Genomic DNA, 24,144 nt, shown 5'->3' on the forward strand with positions numbered 1-24,144 from the left:
TCAGAGGCCGATCCGGAGCGGGCCGATCCGCTCAGAGGCCGATCCGGAGCGGGGCGAGCCGGGTGGCGATCAGGTTGGTGGCACCCCGGTCGCGCTCGATGTGCCCGTGGACCAGCAGCCCGGCCCGGTCCAGGGCGGTGCGGCGCTGGGACTCCCAGACCGGGCGGTTGCAGATCACGTTGATCAGCCCGGTCTCGTCCTCCAGGCTGAGGAAGAGCACCCCGCCGGCCGTCGGCGGCCGCTGCCGGTGGGTGACCAGGCCGCCGACCACCACCGCCGTTCCCGGCGGTACGTCCGGGAGCCGGTCGGCGCAGAGGGCGCCGCCGCGCTCCAGCCGGGCGCGCAGGTGCTGGAGCGGGTGACTGGTGGCGGAGGTGCCGGTGGCCCACAGGTCGGCGATGGTCTCCTCGACCGGGCTCATCCCGGGCAGCTCCGGCGCCTCGGTGCCGGGCGTGGTGCCGGGGATCAGATCGGCCGAGATCCCGGCGAACGCCCCTGCCGCCCACAGCGCCTGACGCCTCGTCAACCCGAAGCAGTCGAAGGCCCCGGCCGTCGCCAGCGCCTCCAGGGCGGGCCCGGGCAGGCCGGTGCGGCGGGCGAAGTCCTCCAGGTCCGCGTACGGCTGCCCGGCCACGATCGCCTCGGCCTGCGGGGTGCCGATGCCGCGCACCGTCTCCAGGCCGAGCCGGATCGCCGGCTGCGGGCGCCCTGCCGTCAGCGGCGGCTTCGGGGTCGGCCCCCGGTACGGTTCCAGGGTGGGCCGCGCCCCACTGGCGTTGACGTCCACCCCGCGCACCCGCACGCCGTGCCGGCGGACGTCCGCGACCAGGCTGAGCGGCGAGTAGAAGCCCATCGGCTGGTTGGCCAGCAGGGCACAGGTGAAGGCCGCCGGGAAGTGGTGCTTCAGCCAGGCGCTGGCGTACACCAGATAGGCGAAGCTGATCGCGTGGCTCTCCGGGAAGCCGTAGTTGGAGAAGGCCTCGATCTTGCCGTAGACGTCCTCCGCCACCTCGGGCGGAATGCCGCGCTCGGCCATCCCGCCCAGCAGCCGGTCGCGCAGCCGGGCGACCCGCTCGTGCGAGCGCTTGGCGCCCATCGCCTGCCGCAGCCGGTCGGCCTCGGCCGGGGTGAACCCGGCGCAGTCGATGGCGAGTTGCATCATCTGCTCCTGGAACAGCGGCACCCCCAGGGTCTTGCCGAGCGCGTTCTCCATCAGCGGGTGCGGGCAGCCGGCCGGCTCCGCCCCGGCGCGGCGGCGCAGGTACGGGTGGACGGAACCGCCCTGGATCGGTCCGGGGCGGATCAGCGCGACCTCGACCACCAGGTCGTAGAAGTGGTCCGGCTTGAGCCGGGGCAGGGTCGCCATCTGCGCCCGGGACTCGACCTGGAACACGCCGACGGTGTCGGCCCGGCGCAGCATCGCGTACACGCCCTTGTCGTCGTCCGGGATGGTGGCCAGGTCGTAGCGCAGACCGTGGTGCTCCGCGACCAGGTCGCAGGCGTCGTGCAGGGCGGCCAGCATGCCGAGGCCGAGCAGGTCGATCTTCACCAGTCCGGCGCCGGCGGTGGACTCCTTGTCCCACTGGAGCACGGAGCGCCCGGGCATCCGGGCCCACTCGGTGGGGCAGATCTCGCCGATCGGCTCCCGGGTGAGCACCATGCCGCCCGAGTGGATGCCCAGGTGACGGGGCAGGCCGTGCAGCTGGGTGGCGAGCTGGAGCACGTCGGCGGGGATGACGGCGTCCGCGCCGGGGGCCGAGCGGAAGTCGGTCTGCCGGCTGAACGCGTCCACCTGCCCCTGCGGGTAGCCGAGCACCCGGGCCGCGTCGCGGATCGCCAGCCGGGGCCGGTAGGTGATCACATTGGCGACCTGGGCGGCGTGCTCGCGCCCGTAGCGGCCGTAGACGTACTGGATGACCTCCTCGCGGCGGCGGTTCTCGATGTCCAGGTCGATGTCGGGCGGCCCGTCCCGGGCCGTGGAGAGGAAGCGTTCGAACAGCAGCTTGTAGTGGATCGGGTCGACCGCGGTGATCCCGAGGGCGTAGCAGACCGCCGAGTTGGCGGCCGAGCCTCGGCCCTGGCACCAGATGTCCCGGCTCCGGCAGAAGTCCACGATGTCGTGCACGATCAGGAAGTAGCCGGCCAGGTCGAGGTCCTCGATCACGTCCAGCTCCCTGCCGAGCTGGCGGCGGGCGGCGGCGTTGCCGGGGCCGAAGCGGCCCGGGCCGCCGGCCGCGACCAGGGCGCGCAGATGGCTGATCTCGCTCTCGCCCTCGGGCACGGGGAAACCGGGCAGCTCCGGATCCAGCCGGGCGAAGTCGAAGGCGCAGGCCCGGCCGAGTTCGGCGGTGGCCCGCTGCACCCCGGGGAAGCGGGCCAGCCGGCCGGCCATCTCGCGGCCCGAGCGCAGGTGCGCGGTGCCGGCCGCCCTGGTCCAGCCGACCGCGTCCTGGAGGGTGCGGCGGTCGTGCAGCGCGGCGAGGCTCTGCGCGAGGCGGCCCTGGGCGGGGCCGGCGTGGTGGGCGTTGGTGGAGGCGACAACGGGGAGCCGCGCCGTCGCCGCGAGGGCGGCGAGGGCGTCGTTGCGCCGGTCGTCGCCGGGCAGCCACTGGTCGATCAGCTCGACGTGGACGTTCTCGCGGCCGAACGCCTCGGTGAGGGTACCGAGCCGGCGCTCGGCCTCGCCCCGGTCGGGCAGTGCGGCGGGGACCCGGCCGAGCCGGCAGCCGGTGAGCACCGCCCAATGGCCGTCGTGCGCCCCGGCGAGCGCCGCGAGGTCGTACACCGGACTGCCCTTGGCGCCGCCGGCCAGCTGGGCGGCGGCGATCGCGGCGGAGAGGCGGCGGTAGCCGGCCGGATCGCGGGCGAGGACCAGCAGGTGCTCCTCCGCCCCGCCGTCGCGGACGGTCAGCTCGGCGCCGAACACGGTGGCCAGGCCCGTGCCCCGGGCCGCCTCGGCGAGCCGGACGGCCCCGTACAGGCCGTCGTGGTCGGTGATCGCGAGGCTCTCCACGCCCAGCCGGACCGCCTCGGCGACCAGGTCCTCCGGGTCGCTGGCGCCGTCCAGGAAGCTGAAGGCGGAGTGGACGTGCAGCTCGGCCCAGGGCTCGGCGGCCCTCCCGGGGCCGGTCCCGAACCCGGGCTCCGCCGGAGCGGGAGCGGGAGGGGATTCGGGAGCGGGGGGAGCCTCGGGAGCGGGGGCAGGCTCGGGAGCGGGGCGGCGCAGCGGGACGACCGTGCGGTCCGGCGCCGCGCCGGTCAGCCGGCGGTGCAGCTCGCTCCAGGGGAGGGTGGGGTGGCTGGTGAAGCCCATCGGGGGTTGCCTTCGTCGTTCTCGTGCTCGTTCCACTCCCCCCGGGTCCGGGCCGACCGACCCGCTAGTCGTAGCCGGCCTCCAGGTACCAGGCACCCCCCTCCACGGTGAGCAGCAGCGCCCGGCCACCGCCCACCACGACCTGGAACCGCGCCCGGCGCCGGGCCAGCGACTGGTCCCACCAGTACTCGACCGCCGGCCAGGGACCGGTCCAGCCGTCCACCCGCTCCTCCCGGCCCCGGACCACGACCAGGGCCAGCCGGGCCGACACCCCCGCCCGGCCGTCCACCGTGACCGGCCGCCCGGCCCCGTCCAGCACCCGCACCGGCGCGGGCTCCCGCAGCACCACGGCGGGCCACACCTCCGGCAGCCGCCCCGGCCAGGGCGCGTCGGCCGCCACCGCCGCCTCGTACGGCTCGCCCCACGGCACCTTGACCGCCTGCTCGCCCGGGCCGCGCCCGCCGGCCGGCTCGATCCGGCGCAACCCCGCGTGGCCGAGCACCGCCTGCACCCGGGCGACCGCGCGCTCCACCCGGTCGTCCGCGACGGCCTGACCCCACAGCGCGAGCTGGCGGCCCTGGTCCGGGGAGAGGCCGTCGGGGGCCAGCCGGAGCAGGGTGAAGCCCGGGTCCTCCCCGCCTTCCCCGTTGCCGGCGAAGGTGCCCGCGCCCTGCCAGGCCTGCAGCTGCCAACGGACCCGCTCGGCCAGCGCCGTCGCGGACAACCGGCCCTCGTGCCGCCACAGCCGGGAGGCCGTCCGACCGTCCGCGCAGGCCACCTCGACGGCCACCCGGCGGCAGGTCAGCCCGGCCCCGGCCAGCCGCCGGTGCAACTGCTCGGCCAGCGTGCGGGCGACGAACACCAGCGGCTCGGCCAGCGGCTCCGGCGGGTCGAAGCGCTGCTCGACGGCGAGGTCAGGCTCCTCGTCGCGCGGCACCAGCGGGCGCGGCTGCAAGCCGCGGGCCAGCCGGTGCGCGACCGTCCCGGACGGGCCGAAGCGGTCCGCGACCGACTCGGCCGGCAGGGCGGCGAAGGCCCCGACGGTGGGCAGGCCGAGCCGCCCCAGCAGTTCGGCCAGCGTCTCGTCGCCCAGCGCGCTCACCGGGTACGGGGCGAGGAACTCCGCCGTCCGGCCGGCCGGGACCAGCACCCCGGCCCGGGCGGCGAGCACCGCGGCGAACAGGCCGTCGGCGACACCGACCCGGGTCTGCGGGGCGGCTTCGGGGCGGGAGGCGGTTGCCGGTCGGGAGGTGGCTTCGGGCCGGGAAGCGGCTGCCGGTCGGGCCTCGACGGCCACCGCGCCCGGGACGGCGTCCGGGACGAGGGGCCGTCCGAGGGCGTCCGCCACCGCTCTGCCGACCTTGCCGGCCAGCGCCTCCTCGCCGCCGAAGTAGCGGCCCGGGCCCTTCACCGGGATCGCGCACAGTCCCGGACGGATCACCTCCACCCGGGGCGTGAACGCCTCCACCGCCGCGACCACCGGCTCGAAGCGGCGGGTCTCCGCCTCCGGGTCGCGGTCGCGCAGCTCCAGCTCCGGGCAGAGCCGCTGGGCCAGCTTGAGCCGCTGCCCCTGCCGCACCCCGGCCGCCCGGGCGCCCGCCGAGCAGGCGAGGATCCGCCTGCCCTCGGTCACCGCGACCGGGTCGTCGCCGGTGACGGCCACCACCGGCCAGTCCGGGCACCAGACCACCAGCACCCGGGGGGTTCCGTCGTCCGCCATCTCAGACCACCGCCGCCACGCGGGGTGCCATCGGCTCCGCCGCCGGTAGCGCCGGCATCGCCGGTTCCGCCACCGGCTGCGGCCGTCCCTGTCGCGGCTGTTCCTGGAGCGGGCGCACCGCGCCGTGCTCGTCGGGCAGCCAGAGCCGGGCCGTCCGGCCGCGCACCGCCGAGCCGCGGCCCTCGGCCACCACCTCCACCTGCCGGCCGACGAGCTGCCCGTGGCCGTCGCCCAGCCCGAACCAGCGCCCGGAGCGCACCCCCAGTCGCAGCACCGCGCCCGGCCACGGTCCGGCGACCAGCAGCACGCAGCCGCTGCGCCGCAGCACCGCCGTCAGCCGGGCGGCCAGCTTCGGCGGCACCGGCCCGTCCGGGCGCAGCATGATCAGCTCGACCGCGCCGGCCAGCACCGAGACCACTTCGGCCCAGTGCGGCCCCGGATCGTCCGCGACCAGCAGCCGCCGCAGGTCCAGTCCGTACCCCTCGGCGGCGGCCAGCCCCAGGTCCGGCAGTCCGACCGCCGCGGCCCAGCCGCCCTCGGTCTCCTTCACCCCGGCGGCGAGCGCCAGCAGCAGCCCGGTGTCCCCGCCCGCCACCGACACCGCCGTCCCCCGGCGCAGCCCGGCGTCGGGCAGCACCTCCCGCAGCGCGGACGGCACCGGCAGCAGCCCCCGGGGCTCCGCCGTCCGCCCGGCGGCCGGTGTCGCCCGTCCCTCTCGTTCCTCCCGCTCCCGCGGCTCACCCCGCTCCCCCCGCTCCCCCGGCGCGGCAGCCGGGGACGCCACCGGGCGGAGCACGGGGCGTGCGGGCTGCTCGGCGGTGGATTCGAAAACAGATTCGAAAACGGGCACACCCCCAGGATCGAACATTTGTTCGCAAAGATTCAAGTCCGACCTGGTCAACCCACCCGTCACTCTCCGTGTACCCGGCCGCTCGCGCAGGCCGTACGGGCCGTGGCACGGCCGTCGGCGCCCCACCGGGAACCCGGACGACTTTCTGCGGCACGGGCCGAATCCTTTGGAGTGGCCCGCGCCTCTTATAAACGTTCCGACAAACGTCGGGTACGGGATCCGGAGGTAGTGATGATCATCGGAATCGGCATCGCCGTCGCCCTGGTGCTGCTCTGCACCTGCACGCTCGCCGTGAAGCGCAAGCGAGCCGGACGTGGCTGAATCGACCTGGCCCGGCGAGCAGTTGATCGCCGCCGCACAGGCCGGCGACGTCGACTCGATCGCCGCGCTGGTGTCGGGATCGCACCCCAATGTGCAGCGGTTCGCCCGTTCCCTCTGCGCCACCCCGGAGGACGCGGAGGACGCGGCACAGGAGGCCCTGATCATCCTGTACCGCAAGATCGGGATGCTGCGGGCCTCCGGCGCCCTGGCGTCCTGGATGTTCCGCATCGTCCGCAACGAGTGCCTCCGGCGCGCACGGACCCGGCTGCGGGACCACGGCGCACCGCTGCGGCAGGACGTCTGCGCGGACTCCGCCGAGGAGGCCGCCCTGCGCCGCCTGGAAGCCGGCACGGTGGCGGCCGCGGTCGCCGCCCTGCCCCCCGACCAGCGCCGAGTGCTGATCATGCGGGACGTCCAGGGCCACAGCGGCCGGATGGTCGCCGACGCGCTGGGCCTCAGCACGGCGGCGATGAAGTCCCGTCTGCACCGGGCCCGTTCGGCGGTCCACCGGACGCTGCGGCCCACCACCTGAATCCGCCCGTGGAGGAAACGATGACCGGAACGACGACCGGAACGAAGCCCGGAACCGCCACCGGCCCCGGGGGGCCCGACTTCGCGAGCAAGTCCCTGACCGAACACGTCGTGCGCGGCGTGGTGGGCATCGGCTCGCTGATCGGCTCGGTCGCCCTCGTCCCGACGGTCGGGCCGGTCGGCCTGGCCCTCCTGCCGGTCGGCCTGCTCGCCCTGCGCGGCTGCCCGACGTGCTGGGCGATCGGCTTGGCGCAGACCGTCTCGCGGGGCCGCCTCCAGCGCTCCTGCGAGGACGGCCGGTGCAAGCTGGCCGTCGCCGACCGCCACGACGGGCACGGGGAGGAGGCGTGGCCGGCGTTCACGGGCTCCACCGTCTGAGCGGCTCCCACCGGAGGGCGGCGGGGGCCGAGGGGTGACGGCGGCGGGAGGACGGAGGCCGAGGGGGTGGCGGGAGGGCTCGTCCCGTCGAAGTCCGGGCCTCCGCCCCACGACCCCGTGTTCCGCCGGTCGGGCGGCGGCACTCGCCCGACCGGGTTACCGACAAGCGTTTTTTCCTTGACAACTTTTTTTGTCGGTCGGATGCTGGAACGGTGCTGGAAGTCGCCGTGATCGAAGAACCCGCTGCGGCCGAGGCCTCGCTGGACCCCATGCGGTCACGCCTCCTCGCCGCCCTGACCGAGCCCGGCTCGGCCGCCATGCTGGCCGCCCGGCTGGGGCTGCCCCGGCAGAAGGTCAACTACCACCTGAAGGAACTGGAGCGGCACGGCCTCGTCGAACTCGCCGAGGAACGCCGCAAGGGCAACGTCACCGAACGGGTGTACCGCGCCACCGCGTCCTCCTACGTGATCTCCCCCGGCGTCCTGGCCGCCATGAGCCCGGACCCCGCCCGCTCCCCCGACCAGCTCTCCGCCCGCTGGCTGCTGGCGCTCGGCTCCCGGCTGGTGCAGGAGGTCGGGTCCCTGCTGACCGGCGCCTCCCGGGCCCGGCGACGGGTCGCCACCTTCGGCATCGACGCGCAGGTACGGTTCGCCTCCGCGGCCGACCGGGCCGCCTTCGCCGAGGAGTTGGCCCAGTCCGTGGCCGCCCTCGTCAGCCGCTACCACGACGAGTCCGCCCCCGGGGGCCGCAGCCACCGGGTGGTGGTCGGACTCCACCAGATCCCCTCCGCACAGCCCGGGGCGGAGACGGAGGCGGGGGCAGCCGGGGCCGGGGCCGAACCGGCCGGGACCGGGCCGGAGGCCGACGCCGCCGGCAGCGCGGCAGAAGGCGCCGGAACCGCACCGAACCAGGAGAACCCACGATGACCCACCCCTTCGAGATCGAGCTGGAGACCTCCCTCCCGGCGAGCCCGGAACAGGTCTGGGAGGCGATCGCCACCGGACCGGGGATCGACTCCTGGTTCATGGGCCGCAACGAACTGGACCCGCGCGAGGGCGGCACCGCCGTCATGGAGACCGGGGGCCACCGCGCGGAGGCGGTCGTCACCGCCTACGAGCCCGGCAAGCGCCTGGCCACCCGTACGGCCGCCGGCGAGGACGGCCGGTTCATGGCCTTCGAGTACCTGATCGAGGGCCGGGACGGCGGTGCCACCGTGCTCCGCGTCGTCCACAGCGGCCTGCTCGGCGACGACTGGCAGGACGAGTACGACGCGCTGCGCCGCGGCTGGCCCTTCCACCTCCACACGCTGCGCGAGTACCTCACCCACTTCCCCGGGCGCACCGCCGTCCCCGTCTTCGCCGCCGCGCCGTCGGCCGGCCGACCGGAGCCGGAGGTCCGGGCCCTCCTCGCCCACGCCCTGTCGCTGCCGCTCCCGGTCACCGCGGGCACGCGGGTCCACGGCGAACCGGCGGGCCTGCCCCCGCTGGACGGCGAGGTGGCCTGGGCGGACGACGAGCGCTTCGAGGTCCGCACCGCCGACGGGCTCTACACCTTCCACCACGGCTCCGGCCTGGTGCTGATGTTCCACCACCTCTTCGGCCCGGCTCCGGACGGGTCCGAGGCCGCCTGGCAGCAGTGGCTGTCCGGGGTCCTCGGCCGACCTGCTCCTTCCGGCCGTTCGGACCTCCCCGGCCCGACCGGCCCGACCCAGCCTGACCGACACGGCCGACTCACCTGACCCGACCTGCCCGGCCCGACCGCTCCAGATCCGCACGAGAAACCGCACGAGAACCGAGGAACCACCCATGCGCACCCTGATCAGCACCGCCTTCGTCTCGCTCGACGGCGTCGTCGAGGGCCCCGGCGGCGAACCCGGCTACCGCAACTCCGGCTGGACCTTCAAGGACATCGAGTTCCTCCCCGAGGCGTTCGAGATCAAGGGTCGGGAGCAGGAGGAGGCCACCGCGATGCTGCTCGGCCGGGTCAGCTACCAGGCGTTCAGCCCGGTGTGGCCGGACATGCCGGAGTTCGCCCGCTACAAGACGCTGCCGAAGTACGTCGTCTCCACCACCCTCACCGAGGACGACCTGGTGCCGAACTGGGGCGGGACCACCATCCTGCGCTCGCTCGACGAGGTCGCCGCGCTGAAGGAGACCGAGGGCGGCCCGATCATCGTCCACGGCAGCGCCGCCCTGAACCGGGCCCTCTCGGACGCCGGTCTGATCGACCGCTACCACCTGCTCGTCTTCCCGCTGCTGCTCGGCGCCGGCAAGCGCCTGTTCAGCACGACGGACAAGGACACCCAGAAGCTGAAGCTGGTCGAGCACGAGGTGTACGGGAACGGCCTGCAGAAGCAGGTCTTCGACGTCGTCCGCTGACCGCTCCCCGGCTGCGCCCCGACCGTTTCCCCTGCGTCGGCGGCGAGAGCGTCGACGGGTTCGGGGCGGGGGCGGCCCTCCTGTCCCGTGCCCGATGCCCGATGCCCGGTGTCCGGTGTCCCGTGCGGCCGTGCTCCGTTCTCTGCGCCCCCTCCCGGGCCGTCAACGCTCCGCTGCGGTGCGCCAGATGAACACCTCGCCGCTCGGCTGCCGCTCCGAGAAGAGCCCCGGCGGCGAGGTCCGGGCCGGGAGGCCGCGGAGGTCCGATTCGAAGGCCGGGCGGCGCTCCGCGAAGAGGTGCGGGGCCGAGGAGGAGAGCGAGAAGACGCCCGCGACCGCCTCGCCGGCCGTGCGCTCCAGCGGTCGCCCGCCCGGGACGACGATCCGCTGCGGGCCGGTGAAGCCCGCCCGGGTGAGGACGGCGGCCTCGCCGTCCGGTGTGCCGTGCGGCAGCAGCCCCTGCCCGGCGCGGCGGACCGGGCCGAGGTAGCGCCGGACCAGCTCGCCGATCGCGGCGTACGGGACCGGCGGGTGCGGCAGCCCCTCGGTGGGCCGCGGTTCGCCCTTCAGGTCCGAGACGTGCGCCAGGGCGCCGCCGGGCCGCAGCACGCGCCGTACGGTCGCCGCCACCAGGTCGCGGTCCATCCAGTGGAAGGACTGGCCGAAGGTCGCCAGTGTGAAGGTGCCGAGGCCCGAGGGCAGTTCCTCGGCCCGGGCCCGCACCCAGGTGGCCTTGGGCTCCGCGGCGCCGGCCCGGCGCGCCTCGGCGGTCATCCCGGCGCCCGGGTCCACTCCGACGACCTCGCCGAACAGGTGCGCCAGGCCCAGCGCCAGCGTGCCCGGCCCGCACCCCACGTCGAGCAGCCGCCCCCGCCCGTCGAGCCCCAGCGCCTCGGCCGGCGCCTCCGCCAGTCCGGGGGCGACCGGGTTCGGCCAGAGGTTCGGACAGGGATCCGGCCAGGGAACCGGCCTCGGGCGAACGGAGTTGATCCTGGCACGAGTTGACTCCTGGCCAGACGTTCGCGGGGCGGGAAATCGATGGACAGGCATTCCGTGATCAGCAGACTGATCCCATGACCGTGACAGATGACAAGACCGACCTCCGGATCTACATCCAGGACGCCCGCGACGCCCTGCTCTGGAAGCTCGAAGGCCTCTCCGAGTACGACCTGCGCCGCCCGCTCACCCCCACCGGAACCAACCTGCTGGGCCTGGTCAAGCACGTCACCGGCGCCGAGGCCCTGTACTTCGGCGACACCTTCGGCCGCCCCTTCCCCGAACCGGCCCCCGTGTGGATCACCGGCGGGACCGAGCCGAACGGCGACCTGTGGGCGCGGGCGGACGAGAGCACCGAGGAGATCACCGGGCGCTACCGGCGGGTCTGGGCACACTCCGACGCCACCATCGAGGCCCTGCCGCTGGACGCCGTCGGCAAGGTCCCGTTCGGCGCCGGCCACGAACAGACCCTGCACCGGGTACTCGTCCACATGATCGCCGAGACCCATCGCCATGTGGGACACGCCGACCTGGTCCGCGAACTTGTGGACGGCGCCACCGGCCAGCGCTCCGACGGCGCCAACACCGCCCCCGGCGACGCCGACTGGTGGCGGGCCCACCACGACCGCGTGGAGCAGGCGGCCCGGCAGGCCGGCAGCCTGGCCTGAACCGTCAGCTCCCGTGCGGGGCCGCGTCCGCGCCGACGTGCCGCACCACGGCCGCCGCCCGGTCGGCGAGGGGCCCCGGGGCGATCGGTACACACACGTACCCGAACCCGGCATAGGCCTCCCGGTGGATCCGCTCGAACCGCAGCGACTCCTCGTACGAGATGCGCCGGGCCTCGGACGGAATGACGAAGCCCGGGCTCTCCACGAAGAACACCCGGCGCTCGTACACCCCCGCCTCCCGGATGCGGTCGAGCTCCCGGGTGAGGGCCTGGGTCACCGGATGGCCGAGGTACACCGCCAGGGCGTACGTGCACACCGGCGAGCGGTCGAAGAACCGCACCTCCCCCGGTCGGCCGACGGCCCCCTCCTGCCGCCGCCGCTGCAGGTCGACCACCGCGTCCACGAACGACGGGTCCGTCCACGGCTCCGGCTCGCCCCGGGCCTGCCGCAGCGCGATGACGTCCGTCGCAGACTCCTCGACCACCGGATGGCCCGCCCACTCCAGCCACCGCAGGATCGCCGTCTTCCCGGCCCCCGGGGTGCCGGTCAGCAGGTAGCGCTTCATCCCCGCACCCTACGGGCCGGGTGGAGCGGCAGCGAAGCGGCTCCCTAGGGTGTCGGGCATGGGGACATCCGGCGTGACGGGTACGGAGCAGGGCGCGAGGGTGACCGTCCGGTGCGCGGACTGCGGCGGCGACGCGGTCCGGAGCTTCGGGCAGTTCCTGCTGCACGGACGGGAGTTGTGGTGGGACGCCGAGCGCTTCTGCCCGCGGTGCGGCGCCGCCTGCTGCGAGGACGCGGGCCCGGAGGCCGCACCGCAGGACGTCCGCGAGACGCTGCTGACCACCCACGGACCGGCCCGGCTCCGACTCACCGGGCCGCTCACCGACCCGGTGGCCGCACTACGGACGCTCCGCGAAGGAGCGGACATCACACTCCGGCAGGCGCGGGAACTCCTCGACGAGCTGCGGGACTTCGGCCTCAGCGGGACAGCCGTCGAGATGGCGTACTGGCGGGCGCGGCTGGCCGAGCGCGGAATCGAGGCGGAGGTGGCGGACAGCTTCGGGAGGGCGTACCGGTACGTGGGGCCGCCGGAGCTGCGGGCGGCTGGTGACGGCACCGGCGGCGGGGGCTGTGGCAGTGGCAGTGGCAGTGGCGGCGATGGCGGTGGCGGTGGCGGTGGCGGTCAACGGTTGCGGACGGAAGGCGAGTTCGCCGCCTGGGCGGAGGAGCGGTCGGCCGAGGAGCTCGCGGAACCGTTCACCTTCGTGGTCGACCTCGGCGGCGCACTGCGAATCGCTCCGCGCCGCAGCGAGCATGTGGACTGTGCGGGCGGGGAGTTGGTGCTGAGCGCCGGGGAGATCGGGTTCCGGCGGTCACCGGACGGATGGGAGGTCGAGACGGTCGGCAACCACTCCACCGGCTACTGCCCCGACACCACGTCCTGGCCCGCCGTCGCCGCCGCCCTCGCCCGCCTCGGACTGCCGCACCCCGACGCCTTCACCCACGCGGTGGTCTTCCGCCGCTGCCCCCGGTGCGCCCGCTGCAACCTCGTCCGCGAGGAGCACTACGCCTGCGTCTTCTGCGACGCGGACCTGCCCGAGCACTGGAACGTCGACGGGGCCGCGCTGCCGTGAGCCGCCCGGGCGCCCCCTCCGCCCCCGCACGGCGAGCGCCCCGGGCGACCAACCGAACCACCCCGCCCCGCCCCGCCCCCGGCCGGCCGCTCACACCGACCCGCCGCCGCACCCCTCCCCCGCTCGGGAGTCCTCGGTGTTGTCGGGCCGGGCCGCTAGGGTCTGTGGGTCACGGGGCAGGCAGGGAAAGGGTTGGGGCACGTGGGATTTGTGCGGGCGGCGGAGCTGCCGGGTGAGGTGGTGCACGCGGGGAGTCGGGAGTTCCTGGTGCGGGAGGGACTGCCGGCGACCGGGGCGTTCCTGGACTTCGAGGCGCTCGGGGACGGGGAGCTGACGGCCTTCCCGGCGGAGGCGGAGCGGCTGTTCGTCCTCGGGGAGACGGAGTACTGCACGCCGTTCGCCGCCGGCGGGAGCCTGGTGCTGCTGGACGGGGTGACCGGCGAGGTGTTCCTGGACAACGGTGGCCCGCGGCGCGACCTGCTGGCCTCCGGCGTGGCCGCGCTGGCGGGCCTGGTGCGCGAGGTGGACGCGGTGGCCGAGGGGGCCCGGCGGCCGGAGGCACTGGACGGGCGACGCGGGCCCACCGTGGTGGCCGAGGTGCTGGCAGGGGCCGAGCGGCGGATGCGGGAGATCGATCCCGGACTGTTCGACGACGGATCCGCTCCGCCCCCGCACTGGGGCACCGCGCTGCTGGTGCGGGCGCTGGGCTGGGGCGCGCTGCCCGGCGGGCCGGGCGGGCCCGCGTACGAGACGGCCCCGGAGCTGGTGGCGGAGCTGGCGGCGCTGACGGACCAGGACGGCGGCCCCGGCCGGGTGCACCGGTTCCGGCCCGAGGAGCTGCCCGCCGCCCTCGTGCACGAGCCGACCCGGCGGCTGCTGACCGAGGTCGGCCTGCCGCTGGGCGGGGCGATGTTCGGGGTGTGCGAGGAACCGCTGGTCACCATGGGCGAGGCGTACCCGGAGTACTTCGACGGCGAGGAGGAACGGCCGTACCAGCGGGACTTCCTCGCCCTCGGGGACTGGCCCACCGACCTCACGATCGCCCTGGACGGCGCCACCGGCCGGCTGGAGCTGCCGGACTGGTACGACGACGGCCACCCCGAGGCCTACCTGAACCGCGACCTGTCCGCCCTGCTCTACGCCCTCTGGACGTACGAGCGGCTGCGCGCCGAGTGGGACCGCTGGGACTACGGCCGGGCCCGGGGCACCTGGGCGGTGTTCGATCCGCAGGCGCTGCTGAGCGCGGTGGTGGACCGACTGGTGGAGACCGTCGACCCGGAGGCGTTCGCCTCGCCCGGCTGCTCCTGGCGACTGCTCGCCGAGGACGGGCACATGGGCGGCCTGCTCGGCTGAGCGCTTCGCCCGGCCGGGCTCTGGTGACGGGCGGTGGCCGGGGCGCCGACGGGCCGGTGCACCGGCCCGCCGGTCGACGCGCTGTGGGCGGCGGGCGGCGGGAGGGGTGACGGGCCGGACGTAGGCTGAGCCGATTCGATCACTTGAGAAGGCGTCGAAGGGAGCTGCGAAGGATGCGCAGCGGTACGGGGGAGCTCTACCGGGCGTTCGCGGAGAGGGAGGCGCACGGCAACTCGCCGATCTACCAGGAGCTGGCCGAACGCGTCGCCGAGGACCGGCAGTTGTGTGCGCTGCTGGACGGGCTGCCCATCGCGAAGCGGCAGCCGAATCTGCTGTTCGGCGCGGTCCGGCACCTAGGCGGGCCGGTGACGGAGGGCTGGCCGGCTTTCCGCGGCTGGGCGGCGGAGCATTGGGCCGGGGTCTCGGCGACGATGCTGGAGCGGCGGACGCAGACCAACGAGGCGGGCCGCTGCGCCACCCTGCTGCCGCTGCTGGCCGCGCTGCCGCAGCCGCTCGCCCTGATCGAGGTCGGCGCCTCGGCCGGACTCTGCCTGTACCCGGACCGGTATCGATACCGGTACCGGTACGTGGCCGGAGACGGGCCCAGGAATGGGGGCGTGAGCGAGAGCGGCAACGGCAACGGCAGCGGCAGCGGCAGCGGCAGCGGCAGCGGGGCCGGTACCTCGGTCGCCGAGTTCGGCGCCGAGGCGAGCCCGGTGACGCTGGACTGCGCGGTGAGCGGTCCAGTGCCGCTCCCCGGATCCCTGCGGGAGCGGCTGCCCGAGGTGGTGTGGCGGGCCGGGATCGACCTCAATCCGCTGGATGTGCGGGCCGAGGAGGACGTGCGCTGGCTGGAGTCGCTGGTCTGGCCCGAGCAGACCCACCGGCTGGACCGGCTGCGCGGCGCCGTCCCGGTCGCCCGGGCCGAACCGCCACTGCTGGTGCGCGGCGATCTCAACGCGACGGTGGGTGAGTTGGTGGCTCGGGCCCCGGCGGGGTCGACGCCGGTGGTGTTCCACAGCGCGGTGCTCGCGTACCTGTCGCCGGAGGAGCGGGAGGAGTTCGCGACGACGATGCGCGAGCTGCCCGGGCACTGGATCTCCAACGAGGCGGTTTCCGTGCTGCCGACCGTCGCCCGACGCCTCCCCCGCCCGGCCCCGGCCGACTCCGGATTGTTCGCGCTCGCGCTGGACGAGCGGCCGGTGGCCTTCACCGGGCCGCACGGGCAGTCCCTGGACTGGTTCGGCGAGGCGTGGCCCGGCGAGGCATAGAGGCAGACGAGGCACAGAGGCACGGGCGGCGCGCGGCGGTGTGCGGCAGCGGGCGGCGGTATGCGGCAGCGGGCAAACCGGCGGGAGTCTCGGCTTGAAGCTGCCGCAACGGCAGCCTCTACGGTCGTGACCAGGGCCGGAGAACCGGCCCCGGTCCACGCGAACGTGGGGACGTGGGGACGTGGAGAACGAGGGAGGCAGCCATGGCCTGGCCCATCGCAGATGTGGCCCGGATGTCCGGCGTGACCGCCAGGACGCTGCGGCACTACGACGAGATCGGGCTGCTGCCCCCGGCCTGGATCGGTTCCAACGGCCACCGCTACTACGAGGAAAGGCAGTTGCTCCAGCTGCAACAGATCCTGGTACTGCGGGCACTGGGCGTGGGGCTGACCGAGATCGCCCGGATCCTGGGCGATCAGGTGGACGAGCTGGAGGCCCTGCGGGGCCACCACCACCGGCTGGTCGCCGAGCGCGACCGGCTCGACGCCCTGGCCACCACTGTTTCCCGCACGATCGCCGACCTGGAACGCTTCCGGAAGGACGGCACGCCCATGACCATCAACCGCCCCGAGAACCTGTTCGAGGGCATCCAGCCCGACGACGTCGACGCGAGCCTGCGCGACTTCCCCGAGCACGCCGAGGCGGCCCGGCTCGCGACCGCCGCGATGTCTCCGGCCGAGATCGAGGCCGGACAGCGCGAGCGGACCGCCCGCATGATCCACCTGGCGGAGCTGATGGCGGCCGGCCACCCGGCCGACGCCGAGCCCGTGCAGAGCACGATCGACGAGGAGTACCAGCTGCTCCGCACCATCCGTTCGGTTCCGACCGAGGAGTACCTGGCGATCGCCCGTTCCTGCACCGAGAACGAGCAGTGGAGCGCCGCGTACGAGGCCATCGCCCCGGGCCTGGCCGCGTACCAGCGTGCCGCCATGGAGGCGTACGCGGCGGCGCGGCTGTCCTGAGCCGGGTTGGGCCGGACCGACCTGACCCGGCCATGTCCGCCCCAGCCCTGTCCTGTCCGGTCCGGGAGCCTTACGGGGGGCTCCCGGACCGGGCCGGACGCCGGGTGGCTCCGCTCCTGCTCCTCCCTCCTTGTCACTCCGTGCGCAGCGCCGTGACCGTCCGGGTGCGAGCTGCCCAGGTGGCCGGGAGGGCGGCGCCGAGCAGGGCCAGCACCAGGCCGCCGAGTATCAGCGGCCCCGCCACCGGCGGGGCGAAAACGGCGAGGTCGGCGTCCGGCACCCCGATTCCGGCGGCCCGGGCCATCGCGGGCATCACCTGGTGGTGCACCAGGACACCGATCGGGACTCCGATCAATCCGGCCGCCAGCCCGCTGCCGCAGACCGAGGTGAGCACCATGCCGACCGTCTGCCGGGGCGCCATCCCGAGCGCCTTCAGCACCCCGAGGTCGTGCACCCGTTCCCTGGTGTCCAGCAGCACGGTGTTGAGCACCCCGAGCCCCGCCACCACGGAGAGCAGCAGTGTGAGCACGCCTGCCAGGGTGTTCATCGCCAGCACCACGATGTTGAGGTGCTCCCCGCCGGGTTCGGCGCCCAGGCCCATCGGCTTCACGGCCTGGTCCAGCCCGTCGGCGTAGGACTGCGCGTCGGTGCCCGGGGTGAGGTCGATGTGGAAGGTGAGCGCCTCGGCGTGGATCGCGCCACCGAGCGGCGCCAGCGTGGCCCGGTCCGTGAACACCACGTCGTGGGTGGTCAGGACCTCGCCGGTGATCTTCGCCGGGGTGCTGCGGCCGTGGTCGGTGAGGGTGACGGTGTCACCGACCTTCGCCTCGTTGGCCCGCAGGTAGGCGGCGGCCACCACCACCTCGCCGGGGCCGCGGAACCAGCGGCCGGAGACCAGTTGGAAGCCGCTCCAGGAGGCGTCGCCGCTGAACGCGACCACCTCGGAGCGCCCGGTGTTCCCGGCCAGGGCGACCGGGGCCGGGGCGGTGCTGTACCAGGCGCGGGTGCCCGGCCGGGACTCGACGGCCTTGACCACGGCCGCCTCGTCCACGTGGTCGACGGGCTGCGCGGCGCCCTCGATCGGGACCTGGACCACCACCTTGCCCGCGCGGTCGGCCGTCAGCCCCTCCTGGATGGAGCTCAGCGAGAGCGTCAGACCGACGCAGAGGGTGACCCCGACCGTGCCGAGCACCACGGCGGCACCGGTGGTCGCCGAGCGGCCCGGCCGGTTGAGCGGGGAGGCCAGCCCGAGGCTGAACGCACGTGGCACCGGCAGCCGGCCGATCAGGTCCTGCGCCCGGGACAGCGGACCCGCCGCCCCCGCCCCGCCGGCCGTGCGGCGGGCGACCGCCCGCTTGGCGCCGGGAGCCGTCCGGCCGACCGCGAGTGCCTCCACCGTCCGCAGCCGCCCGGCCCGCAGGGCCGGTACCACCGCGGTGCCCGCCACGGCCGCCAGCGCCGCCACCGCGACCACGGCGTCCACCCAGACCGGGATGCCGAGCAGCCCGCCGCGCAGGGCCTTGTGAGCCAGCCCGAGGACCGGTACGGAGAGCAGGTTCCCGAGGAGCACGCCGAGCGCCGTGCCGAGCCCGGCAGGGATCAGCGCCTGGCCGACGTAGGCGCGTGCCACCTGGGCGGGCGTGAAGCCCAGGGACTTGAGGATGCCGATCCGCCGGGTGGCGGCACTGACGGCGCCGCTGACCACGACACCGATGATCAGCACCGACATGGCCAGCCCGAGCACCCCGAAGGCCGTGACGAACGGGACGAAGGTCGAGGCCGTCCGGTTCGCCTCCTCCCGGGCGGGCCGGTAGGAGGTGACCCCGGCGAGCGCGTCGCCGGGGAGGGCGGCGGCCAGCGCGGCGCGGTCCGCGGCCACCTCGGCGTCGTCGTCGGCGTGGGCGAAGCGGTAGAGGTACTGGACCGCGGGCACCGTGCCGGGCGCCGCCAGCCCGGCCACCTGCTCCGGGGCGACCCAGCCGTCCGCGCTCCAGGAGACCGAGGCCGCCAGGCCGACGACCTTGAGCGTCGGGTGCCCCGGCCGGTCCGGGAACTCCATGCTGTCGCCGACCGCCAGCGGGGAGTGCCCGTCCAGGAACACCACCTCACCGGGGCCCGCGATCCAGCGGCCATCGATGATCCGCAGGCCGTCCAGTGGGCCGTCCTGGGCACGGCCGACCAGCGTCATCGGCGGCAGCGGGCTCCCGGCCGGCGGGATCCGGGTGTCGGGGCCGGAGCGCGGCTGGACGGTCACCGCCTGGTAGGGGCCGGCCGTGGCCGTCACGCCGGGCGCGTGGGCCGTCGCGGCGAGCTGGGCTGGGCTCGCTCTCTCCCCGTCGTACAGCACGTTGAGGTGGGCGCCGCGCTGGTCCGCGAAGGAGCGCTGGTAGGGGCCCTGCGCGGCGACCAGCAGCCCGAGCGCGAGGATGCACGCCGTCACGGACACCATCGTGGTGAGCACCATCACCAGTGTCTGCACCCGCCGGCGGCCGACCCCGGCACGCACCACCTTGCCGAGCGCGCTCATCGGCCACCGCCCGGCGCCGGCGCGGCCGCCGTGTCCCGGACCAGCCGGCCGTCGCGCAGTTCGATCGTCCGGTCGGCACAGGCGTCGGCGAGCGCGGTGTCGTGCGTGACCAGCAGGATCGTCTGGCCCTCCGCGTTGAGCCCGCGCAGCAGGTCGCGGACGTCGGCGGCCGAGGCGGTGTCCAGCGCTCCGGTGGGCTCGTCGGCCAGCAGCAGCGGCGGACGGTTCATCAGCGCCCGGGCCACCGCGACCCGCTGGCGCTCGCCGCCGGAGAGCCGGCCGGGGAAGGCCTTGGCGTGCCGGGCCACTCCCAGCCGCTCCAGCAGTTCCCCGGCCCTGGCCCGGGCCGCCTCCCGCCGCATCCCCGCGAGCTGGGCCGGGAGCAGCACGTTGTCCTCCGCGGTCAGGTCGTCCAGCAGGTTGAAGAACTGGAACACCATGCCGATCCGCGCCCGCCGGTACTCGGCCAGCGCGGCCTCGCCGAGCCGGTGCACGGCGACGCCGTCCACCTCCACCTCGCCCTCGCTCGGGCGGTCGAGACCGGCGACCAGGTTCAGCAGGGTGGACTTGCCGCTGCCCGAGCGGCCGAGCACGGCCAGCGCCTCGCCGGCCCGGACCTCCAGGTCGAGCCCGGCCAGGGCGGGACGGGCGGCGTCGGATCGGTCGTACGTCTTGCTGACGCCGCGGATCCGGATGATCGGCGCGTTCACGGGCCCTCCACGGTTCGGGGTCCGGCCCCGGGAAACCCGGTCCGGCTGACGGGACATGACGCTACGAATCCGCGACGGGGTGCCGACAGCCGTCTGGACGGCCTCTACGGGGTGTATCCAGATACACCCCGAACTGGGTGTTCAGGCCTAGAGCGCCGGGCGACCCGGACGGGCAGACTGACCCATCGAAAGATCGGAACCGGGGTCCGCGGGGCTTCGGGGCGACGGCCTGGGTCCGCCGCTCCGGGCCCGCGGCTCCGAGGTCCCCGACCGGGGCCGCGGATGGGAGAGGGGGCGCGTCATGAACGCGGGAGTGCTGGAAGGACTGGCCCTGAGGGTCGGCCGGGCGTGCGCGGACGGGGTACGGGCCTGGTACGCGGCGACGCTGGCCGTGACGGGCTTCCTCGCGCTGCTGGCGGGGCCGGTCCTGCTGGCCTCCGCGCTGTTCGGACCGGACGATCCCCTGGACCTCCATCCGGGCGGACCGCTGATCCTGGTGGTGCCGATGGGGCCGGTCGCCCTCTGGGCGCTCTGCTGGGCCACCGGGGGCGGCGGCCGGGCGGTCGGCGCCGCGCTGTTCGCCCCGGGGGCGATAGCGCTGATGGCGACGCACCTCTACGGGGGTGCCGCGCCCGGCGGCCGGTCCGGCTCGCTCTGGCTGGCGCCCTCGCTGCTGGTGCTCGGGCTGTTCGGGGCCCGCTGGGCCGCGACGGAGAGCAGGCGGACGGTCGGGAAGTGGAGCGGGCGGCCGATCCCGGTGCCGTACCGCCGGCCGGTCGGGGCCGGGCCCTGGCGGCGGCTGCGCACCGGCGGCTGGCTCACCGACCCGGCGACCTGGCGGGACTTCGCCTGGACCCTGCTCACCGGCGCCGCCGTGCTGCTCACCGCCGCGATCGTCCTGCTGACCCCGGTCGCCCTGGAGGTCTTCGGCCGGAACGGCCGGTTCTTCGCCCTGGGCGTCGTCTACGCGATGGGTCTGACCGTCGCCCCGTTGGCCGTGCTGTGGGCGGCCCCACCGGTCCTGCGGTTCCACGAGAAGGCCGCCCGGGCCCTGCTCGGGCCCTCCCGGCGGGCCGAGCTCGCCCGCCGGGTCAGCCACCTCGCGCGGACCAGGGCGGACACCATCGACGCCGGGGCGGCCGAGCTGCGCCGGATCGAACGGGACCTGCACGACGGGGCGCAGGCCCGGCTGGTGGCCCTGGGCATGCTGCTGACCGTGGCCGAGCAGCTGAAGGACGATCCGGACGCCCTCGGGCCGCTGCTGGCCGAGGCCCGGCTGTCCTCGGTGAGGGCGCTGGGAGAGCTGCGGGACCTGGTCCGCGGCATCCACCCCCCGGTGCTCGCCGACCGCGGCCTGGCCGACGCGGTTCGGGCGACGGCGCTGGACATGCCGCTGCCGGTCGGCTTCAGCGGCGACCTACCCGGCCGGGCATCCGCCCCGGTGGAGTCGGCGGCCTACTTCGCGGTGACGGAGCTGCTGGCCAACGTGGTCAAGCACGCCGGGGCCTCGCAGGTGTGGATCGAGATAGGGCACAGTGACGGGCTGTTGCGGATATCGGTCACCGACGACGGGCGCGGCGGCGCCGACCCGTCCCGGGGAACCGGCCTCAGCGGAACCGAACGCCGACTGGCCGCCTTCGACGGGGTGCTCGCGATCAGCAGCCCGTCCGGCGGGCCGACCATTGTGAACCTGGAGATCCCGTGCGCGTTGTCATCGCCGAAGACCTCTTCCTCCTCCGGGACGGCCTGACCCGGCTGCTGGAGGCCAACGGCATGAAGGTCACCGCGGCGGTGGAGGACGGAGAGCAGTTGCTCGCCGCGGTGGCCGCGGACCGCCCCGACATCGCCGTGGTCGACGTCCGGCTGCCGCCGGGCTTCACGGACGAGGGGCTGCGGGCCGCGCTCGCGGCCCGCCGGGCCCACCCGGGCCTGCCCGTCCTGGTGCTGTCGCAGTTCGTGGAGCAGCTCTATGCGCGCGAGCTGCTCGCCGGCAGCACCGGCGGGATCGGCTACCTGCTCAAGGACCGGGTGATGGACGGCACCCAGTTCATCGACGCCGTCCGGCGGGTCGCCCAGGGCGGCACCGTCATGGATCCGGAGGTGATCACCCGACTGCTCACCCACAACTCCTCGGCCGGCCCGGTCTCCACCCTCTCGCCGCGCGAGCGGCAGGTGCTGGCGCTGATGGCGGAGGGCCGGTCCAACGCGGCGATCGCCCAGCAGCTGGTGATCACCGAGCGGGCGGTCGCCAAGCACACCGCGTCGATCTTCGTCCGGCTCGACCTCCAGCCCTCCGATGACGACAACCGTCGGGTCCTGGCCGTCCTGGCCTACCTCAACAACTCCTGAAAGGAGCCGCCATCGCCCGCGCTCCGGCACCGGCTCCGCACAACTTGATAGATCACCGACAAGTGGCGAGTGGCCCTCCGCTGCACGGGGCTCGCCTGCCGCAGAACGGGTCAATTAGGCTGGTGAGGTGCTCATCCTTGTTCGCCGCCGCCACGTGGACCTGCTCCGCGTGACGACCATGTCCTGTCGACGCTCCGGCTGAACCTCGCGCCACCCACCCTCACCGGCGGCTCCTGCCCGGCCGCCACCACCTCCCGGCTCCCCGAGCACCCGCCGCACCAGGCGCTGCTCCGGCCGTCCCCGGTCGACCACCGGGACCAGCCGGGACGAGACCCAGCGGATGTCACACATGACGCAGCAGTACACGCCCATATCCAAGACCGGCACCGACTCCGCCCCGGCGGACGCCCTCCCGGTGATCGACCTGTCGCTCGCCGACGGCAGCCCGGAGGACCGTCGCCGCCTGCACGACGAGCTCCGCGACGCGGCCACCGGCGTCGGCTTCTTCCAGCTCGTCGGCCACGGTGTCACCCCGGACGAGACCACCGCACTCGCCCGGGCCATGCGCGCCTTCTTCGCACTCCCCGAGGCCGACCGGCTCGCCGTGAGCAACCTCAACTCCCCCCACTACCGGGGCTACACCCGCACCGGCGACGAGCGCACCGGTGGCAGCCAGGACTGGCGCGACCAGCTGGACATCGGCGCCGAACTGCCCCCGCACGTCCCCGGCACCGGCGAGCCCCCGTACTGGTGGCTGGAGGGACCCAACCAGTGGCCCGAGGCACTCCCCGAGCTGCGCACCGCCGCGCTCGGCTGGATCGACCACCTCGGCGGGGTCGCCCGCCGCCTGCTGCACGAGCTGCTCACCGCGATCGGCGCCCGCCCCGACTTCTACGACGAGGCCTTCGCGGGCCACCCCCACCTGCGCCTCAAGCTGGTCCGCTACCCCGGCAGCGCCCCGGACGGCACCGGCCAGGGCGTCGGCACCCACAAGGACTACGGCTTCATCACCCTGCTGCTGCAGGACACCGTCGGCGGCCTCCAGGTCGAGCGCGCGGACGGCACCTTCCTGGACGTCCCGCCGCTCGACGGCGCCTTCGTCGTCAACCTCGGCGAGCTGCTGGAGGTGGCCACGGACGGTTACCTCAAGGCCACCAGCCACCGCGTGGTCAGCCCGCCCGGCGCCCGCGAGCGCTTCTCGGTGCCGTTCTTCTACAACCCCCGCCTCGACGCCCACATCGAGCCGCTCGACTTCCCGCTCGCCCACCACGCCCCCGGCGCCACCGAGGACCCGGCCAACCCGCTCTTCGCCGACTTCGGCCTCAACGAGTGGAAGGGCTACACCAGGGCCCACCCCGAAGTCACCCGCCGCCACCACGCCGCCCTCGCCTGACCCCCGCGACGCGTCGCCCGCACCGCACGGACTCGATACCGTACGAGGTCGACACCGCACGGGGCCCACGCAGCGCCGGGCCGGACGGCCCCGAGCCCGCACCGCAGCGATGCTCCCCACCGGCAGCCCTCCGGCCCGGGTACCCCACGCGGGGTGCCCGGGCCGGAGGGACCCGCCGCCCCGGCGCTATCGGAGCGGCGGCACGACCGACACGGTCGACATCACGTAGAGGATCGCCGGCAGCGCCCCGAGCAGCGTGGTGACCGCTGCCAGCACCACGGCCGGACGGCGCGTGTGGCGCAACAGCCGGACCAGATAACCGACGAGTACGAAGAAGGCCAGGGTGACGACCCCGGCCGCGAGCAGCGCAGACTGCTGAAGTTGCATGGCGAATCCCTGTGGATAGACGTGCCCAGTCCCCACCGAAGCGCGCGATCGAGGACAACTCACAGGCGTCCCCTGGTAGGAGGGACAGTGCCATCGCTCGAACAGCCTCGGCCTGAGGCTGACGATAGCTCAACTCCGGTCCACCAGGACAGGGTTACCGGGCCGAAAATCGGCAAGGAAAAGCGGCGGGATCCCCGGGCTACCACCCCCGGGGGCCCCACCTGCAGCGTTGCGGGACTGGGCAGTCCACAATTCTCCGCTTGGGCCATGAAAGCTCCCGCCGATAAACATCGGCGAAACGTCATGACTGCCTAGCCACTTAACAGATGCTAAGCACCTCGCTAGTCTGCAGGCCTCGGGCCCCGCACGTCAACGAACCGAATGGAACGACCCGAACCAA

At 74.7% G+C, this 24,144-nt stretch carries 20 protein-coding genes and 1 pseudogene; 13 read left to right on the forward strand and 8 right to left on the reverse strand.

The features are described 5' to 3' along the window. Positions 1-31 precede the first annotated feature (31 nt). From ACFVVA_RS25125 to ACFVVA_RS25135, 3 genes are all read right to left on the reverse strand, one after another. Entirely contained in the window at positions 32-3,313 is a 3,282-nt protein-coding gene (locus ACFVVA_RS25125; protein WP_387692836.1) for an error-prone DNA polymerase, read from the reverse strand. Between the two features lie 64 nt (positions 3,314-3,377). Beyond that, entirely contained in the window at positions 3,378-5,033 is a 1,656-nt protein-coding gene (locus ACFVVA_RS25130; RefSeq protein ID WP_387692838.1) for a DNA polymerase Y family protein, read from the reverse strand. 1 nt (position 5,034) lies between these two features. Beyond that, complete coding sequence (locus tag ACFVVA_RS25135) at positions 5,035-5,883, reverse strand: hypothetical protein (RefSeq protein WP_387692840.1); 849 nt, start codon at positions 5,881-5,883, stop codon at positions 5,035-5,037. 313 nt (positions 5,884-6,196) lie between these two features. Here ACFVVA_RS25135 and ACFVVA_RS25140 point away from each other — a divergent pair, with 313 nt between their 5' ends. The 5 genes from ACFVVA_RS25140 to ACFVVA_RS25160 all read left to right on the forward strand — a co-directional run bounded on the left by ACFVVA_RS25140 (position 6,197) and on the right by ACFVVA_RS25160 (position 9,491). After that, positions 6,197-6,736 (forward strand): RNA polymerase sigma factor, encoded by a 540-nt coding sequence (locus tag ACFVVA_RS25140; RefSeq protein ID WP_387692843.1) that lies wholly within the window; start codon positions 6,197-6,199, stop codon positions 6,734-6,736. A gap of 20 nt (positions 6,737-6,756) precedes the next feature. Continuing rightward, positions 6,757-7,113: a hypothetical protein gene (locus ACFVVA_RS25145; RefSeq protein WP_387692845.1), complete on the forward strand. Its 357-nt coding sequence runs from the start codon at positions 6,757-6,759 to the stop codon at positions 7,111-7,113. Positions 7,114-7,325: 212 nt separating this feature from the next. Continuing rightward, a complete protein-coding gene (locus tag ACFVVA_RS25150) occupies positions 7,326-8,039 on the forward strand; it encodes an ArsR/SmtB family transcription factor (protein ID WP_387692847.1) in 714 nt (237 codons plus the stop codon). Further along, positions 8,036-8,851, forward strand: coding sequence for an SRPBCC domain-containing protein (locus ACFVVA_RS25155; RefSeq protein ID WP_387692850.1), 816 nt, complete (start codon positions 8,036-8,038; stop codon positions 8,849-8,851). The genes ACFVVA_RS25150 and ACFVVA_RS25155 overlap by 4 nt, the downstream gene beginning before the upstream one ends. A 67-nt stretch (positions 8,852-8,918) precedes the next feature. After that, positions 8,919-9,491 (forward strand): dihydrofolate reductase family protein, encoded by a 573-nt coding sequence (locus ACFVVA_RS25160; protein WP_387692852.1) that lies wholly within the window; start codon positions 8,919-8,921, stop codon positions 9,489-9,491. Positions 9,492-9,653: 162 nt separating this feature from the next. Here ACFVVA_RS25160 and ACFVVA_RS25165 read toward each other — a convergent pair. Further along, positions 9,654-10,418: pseudogene (locus ACFVVA_RS25165) on the reverse strand (class I SAM-dependent methyltransferase); the annotation flags it as partial. 146 nt (positions 10,419-10,564) lie between these two features. On the opposite strand from ACFVVA_RS25165, the gene ACFVVA_RS25170 reads away from it, so the two are divergent. Then, the gene (locus ACFVVA_RS25170; protein ID WP_387692855.1) at positions 10,565-11,155 is read left to right on the forward strand and encodes a DinB family protein; all 591 of its coding nucleotides are present in this window, start codon (positions 10,565-10,567) and stop codon (positions 11,153-11,155) included. 4 nt (positions 11,156-11,159) lie between these two features. Here ACFVVA_RS25170 and ACFVVA_RS25175 read toward each other — a convergent pair whose 3' ends face one another. Continuing rightward, the gene (locus tag ACFVVA_RS25175; RefSeq protein ID WP_387692857.1) at positions 11,160-11,720 is read right to left on the reverse strand and encodes an ATP-binding protein; all 561 of its coding nucleotides are present in this window, start codon (positions 11,718-11,720) and stop codon (positions 11,160-11,162) included. A gap of 58 nt (positions 11,721-11,778) precedes the next feature. Between ACFVVA_RS25175 and ACFVVA_RS25180 the strand changes: the two genes are divergently transcribed. The 4 genes from ACFVVA_RS25180 to ACFVVA_RS25195 all read left to right on the forward strand — a co-directional run bounded on the left by ACFVVA_RS25180 (position 11,779) and on the right by ACFVVA_RS25195 (position 16,378). After that, the gene (locus ACFVVA_RS25180; RefSeq protein WP_387692859.1) at positions 11,779-12,792 is read left to right on the forward strand and encodes a hypothetical protein; all 1,014 of its coding nucleotides are present in this window, start codon (positions 11,779-11,781) and stop codon (positions 12,790-12,792) included. A gap of 201 nt (positions 12,793-12,993) precedes the next feature. Next, positions 12,994-14,145, forward strand: coding sequence for an SUKH-4 family immunity protein (locus ACFVVA_RS25185; protein WP_387692861.1), 1,152 nt, complete (start codon positions 12,994-12,996; stop codon positions 14,143-14,145). Positions 14,146-14,318: 173 nt separating this feature from the next. Continuing rightward, positions 14,319-15,416 carry a DUF2332 domain-containing protein gene (locus ACFVVA_RS25190; RefSeq protein WP_387692862.1) on the forward strand — a complete coding sequence of 366 codons (1,098 nt, stop codon included), beginning with the start codon at positions 14,319-14,321 and terminating at the stop codon, positions 15,414-15,416. A 203-nt stretch (positions 15,417-15,619) separates the two neighbouring features. After that, the gene (locus ACFVVA_RS25195) at positions 15,620-16,378 is read left to right on the forward strand and encodes a MerR family transcriptional regulator (RefSeq protein ID WP_387692864.1); all 759 of its coding nucleotides are present in this window, start codon (positions 15,620-15,622) and stop codon (positions 16,376-16,378) included. Positions 16,379-16,511: 133 nt separating this feature from the next. Here the strand turns inward: ACFVVA_RS25195 and ACFVVA_RS25200 are convergent, their stop codons facing one another. Further along, positions 16,512-18,905, reverse strand: coding sequence for an FtsX-like permease family protein (locus ACFVVA_RS25200; RefSeq protein ID WP_387692866.1), 2,394 nt, complete (start codon positions 18,903-18,905; stop codon positions 16,512-16,514). Continuing rightward, positions 18,902-19,615, reverse strand: a complete 714-nt coding sequence (locus ACFVVA_RS25205) for an ABC transporter ATP-binding protein (protein WP_387692868.1) — start codon at positions 19,613-19,615, stop codon at positions 18,902-18,904. Before ACFVVA_RS25205 ends, ACFVVA_RS25200 begins: the two co-directional genes overlap by 4 nt. Positions 19,616-19,916: 301 nt before the next feature. Here ACFVVA_RS25205 and ACFVVA_RS25210 point away from each other — a divergent pair, with 301 nt between their 5' ends. The 3 genes from ACFVVA_RS25210 (at position 19,917) to ACFVVA_RS25220 (ending at position 23,357) form a co-directional block, all read left to right on the forward strand. Next, a complete protein-coding gene (locus tag ACFVVA_RS25210) occupies positions 19,917-21,365 on the forward strand; it encodes a histidine kinase (protein WP_387692870.1) in 1,449 nt (482 codons plus the stop codon). Continuing rightward, a complete protein-coding gene (locus tag ACFVVA_RS25215; RefSeq protein WP_380538753.1) occupies positions 21,317-21,964 on the forward strand; it encodes a response regulator in 648 nt (215 codons plus the stop codon). Before ACFVVA_RS25210 ends, ACFVVA_RS25215 begins: the two co-directional genes overlap by 49 nt. 349 nt (positions 21,965-22,313) lie before the next feature. Beyond that, positions 22,314-23,357, forward strand: coding sequence for an isopenicillin N synthase family dioxygenase (locus tag ACFVVA_RS25220; protein ID WP_387692872.1), 1,044 nt, complete (start codon positions 22,314-22,316; stop codon positions 23,355-23,357). Positions 23,358-23,543: 186 nt separating this feature from the next. Here ACFVVA_RS25220 and ACFVVA_RS25225 read toward each other — a convergent pair whose 3' ends face one another. Further along, positions 23,544-23,744, reverse strand: coding sequence for a hypothetical protein (locus ACFVVA_RS25225; RefSeq protein ID WP_387692873.1), 201 nt, complete (start codon positions 23,742-23,744; stop codon positions 23,544-23,546). Between the last annotated feature and the right edge of the window lie 400 nt (positions 23,745-24,144).

It is taken from the genome of Kitasatospora sp. NPDC058048 (assembly GCF_042885555.1).
GTDB lineage: Bacteria > Actinomycetota > Actinomycetes > Streptomycetales > Streptomycetaceae > Kitasatospora > Kitasatospora lactacystinica.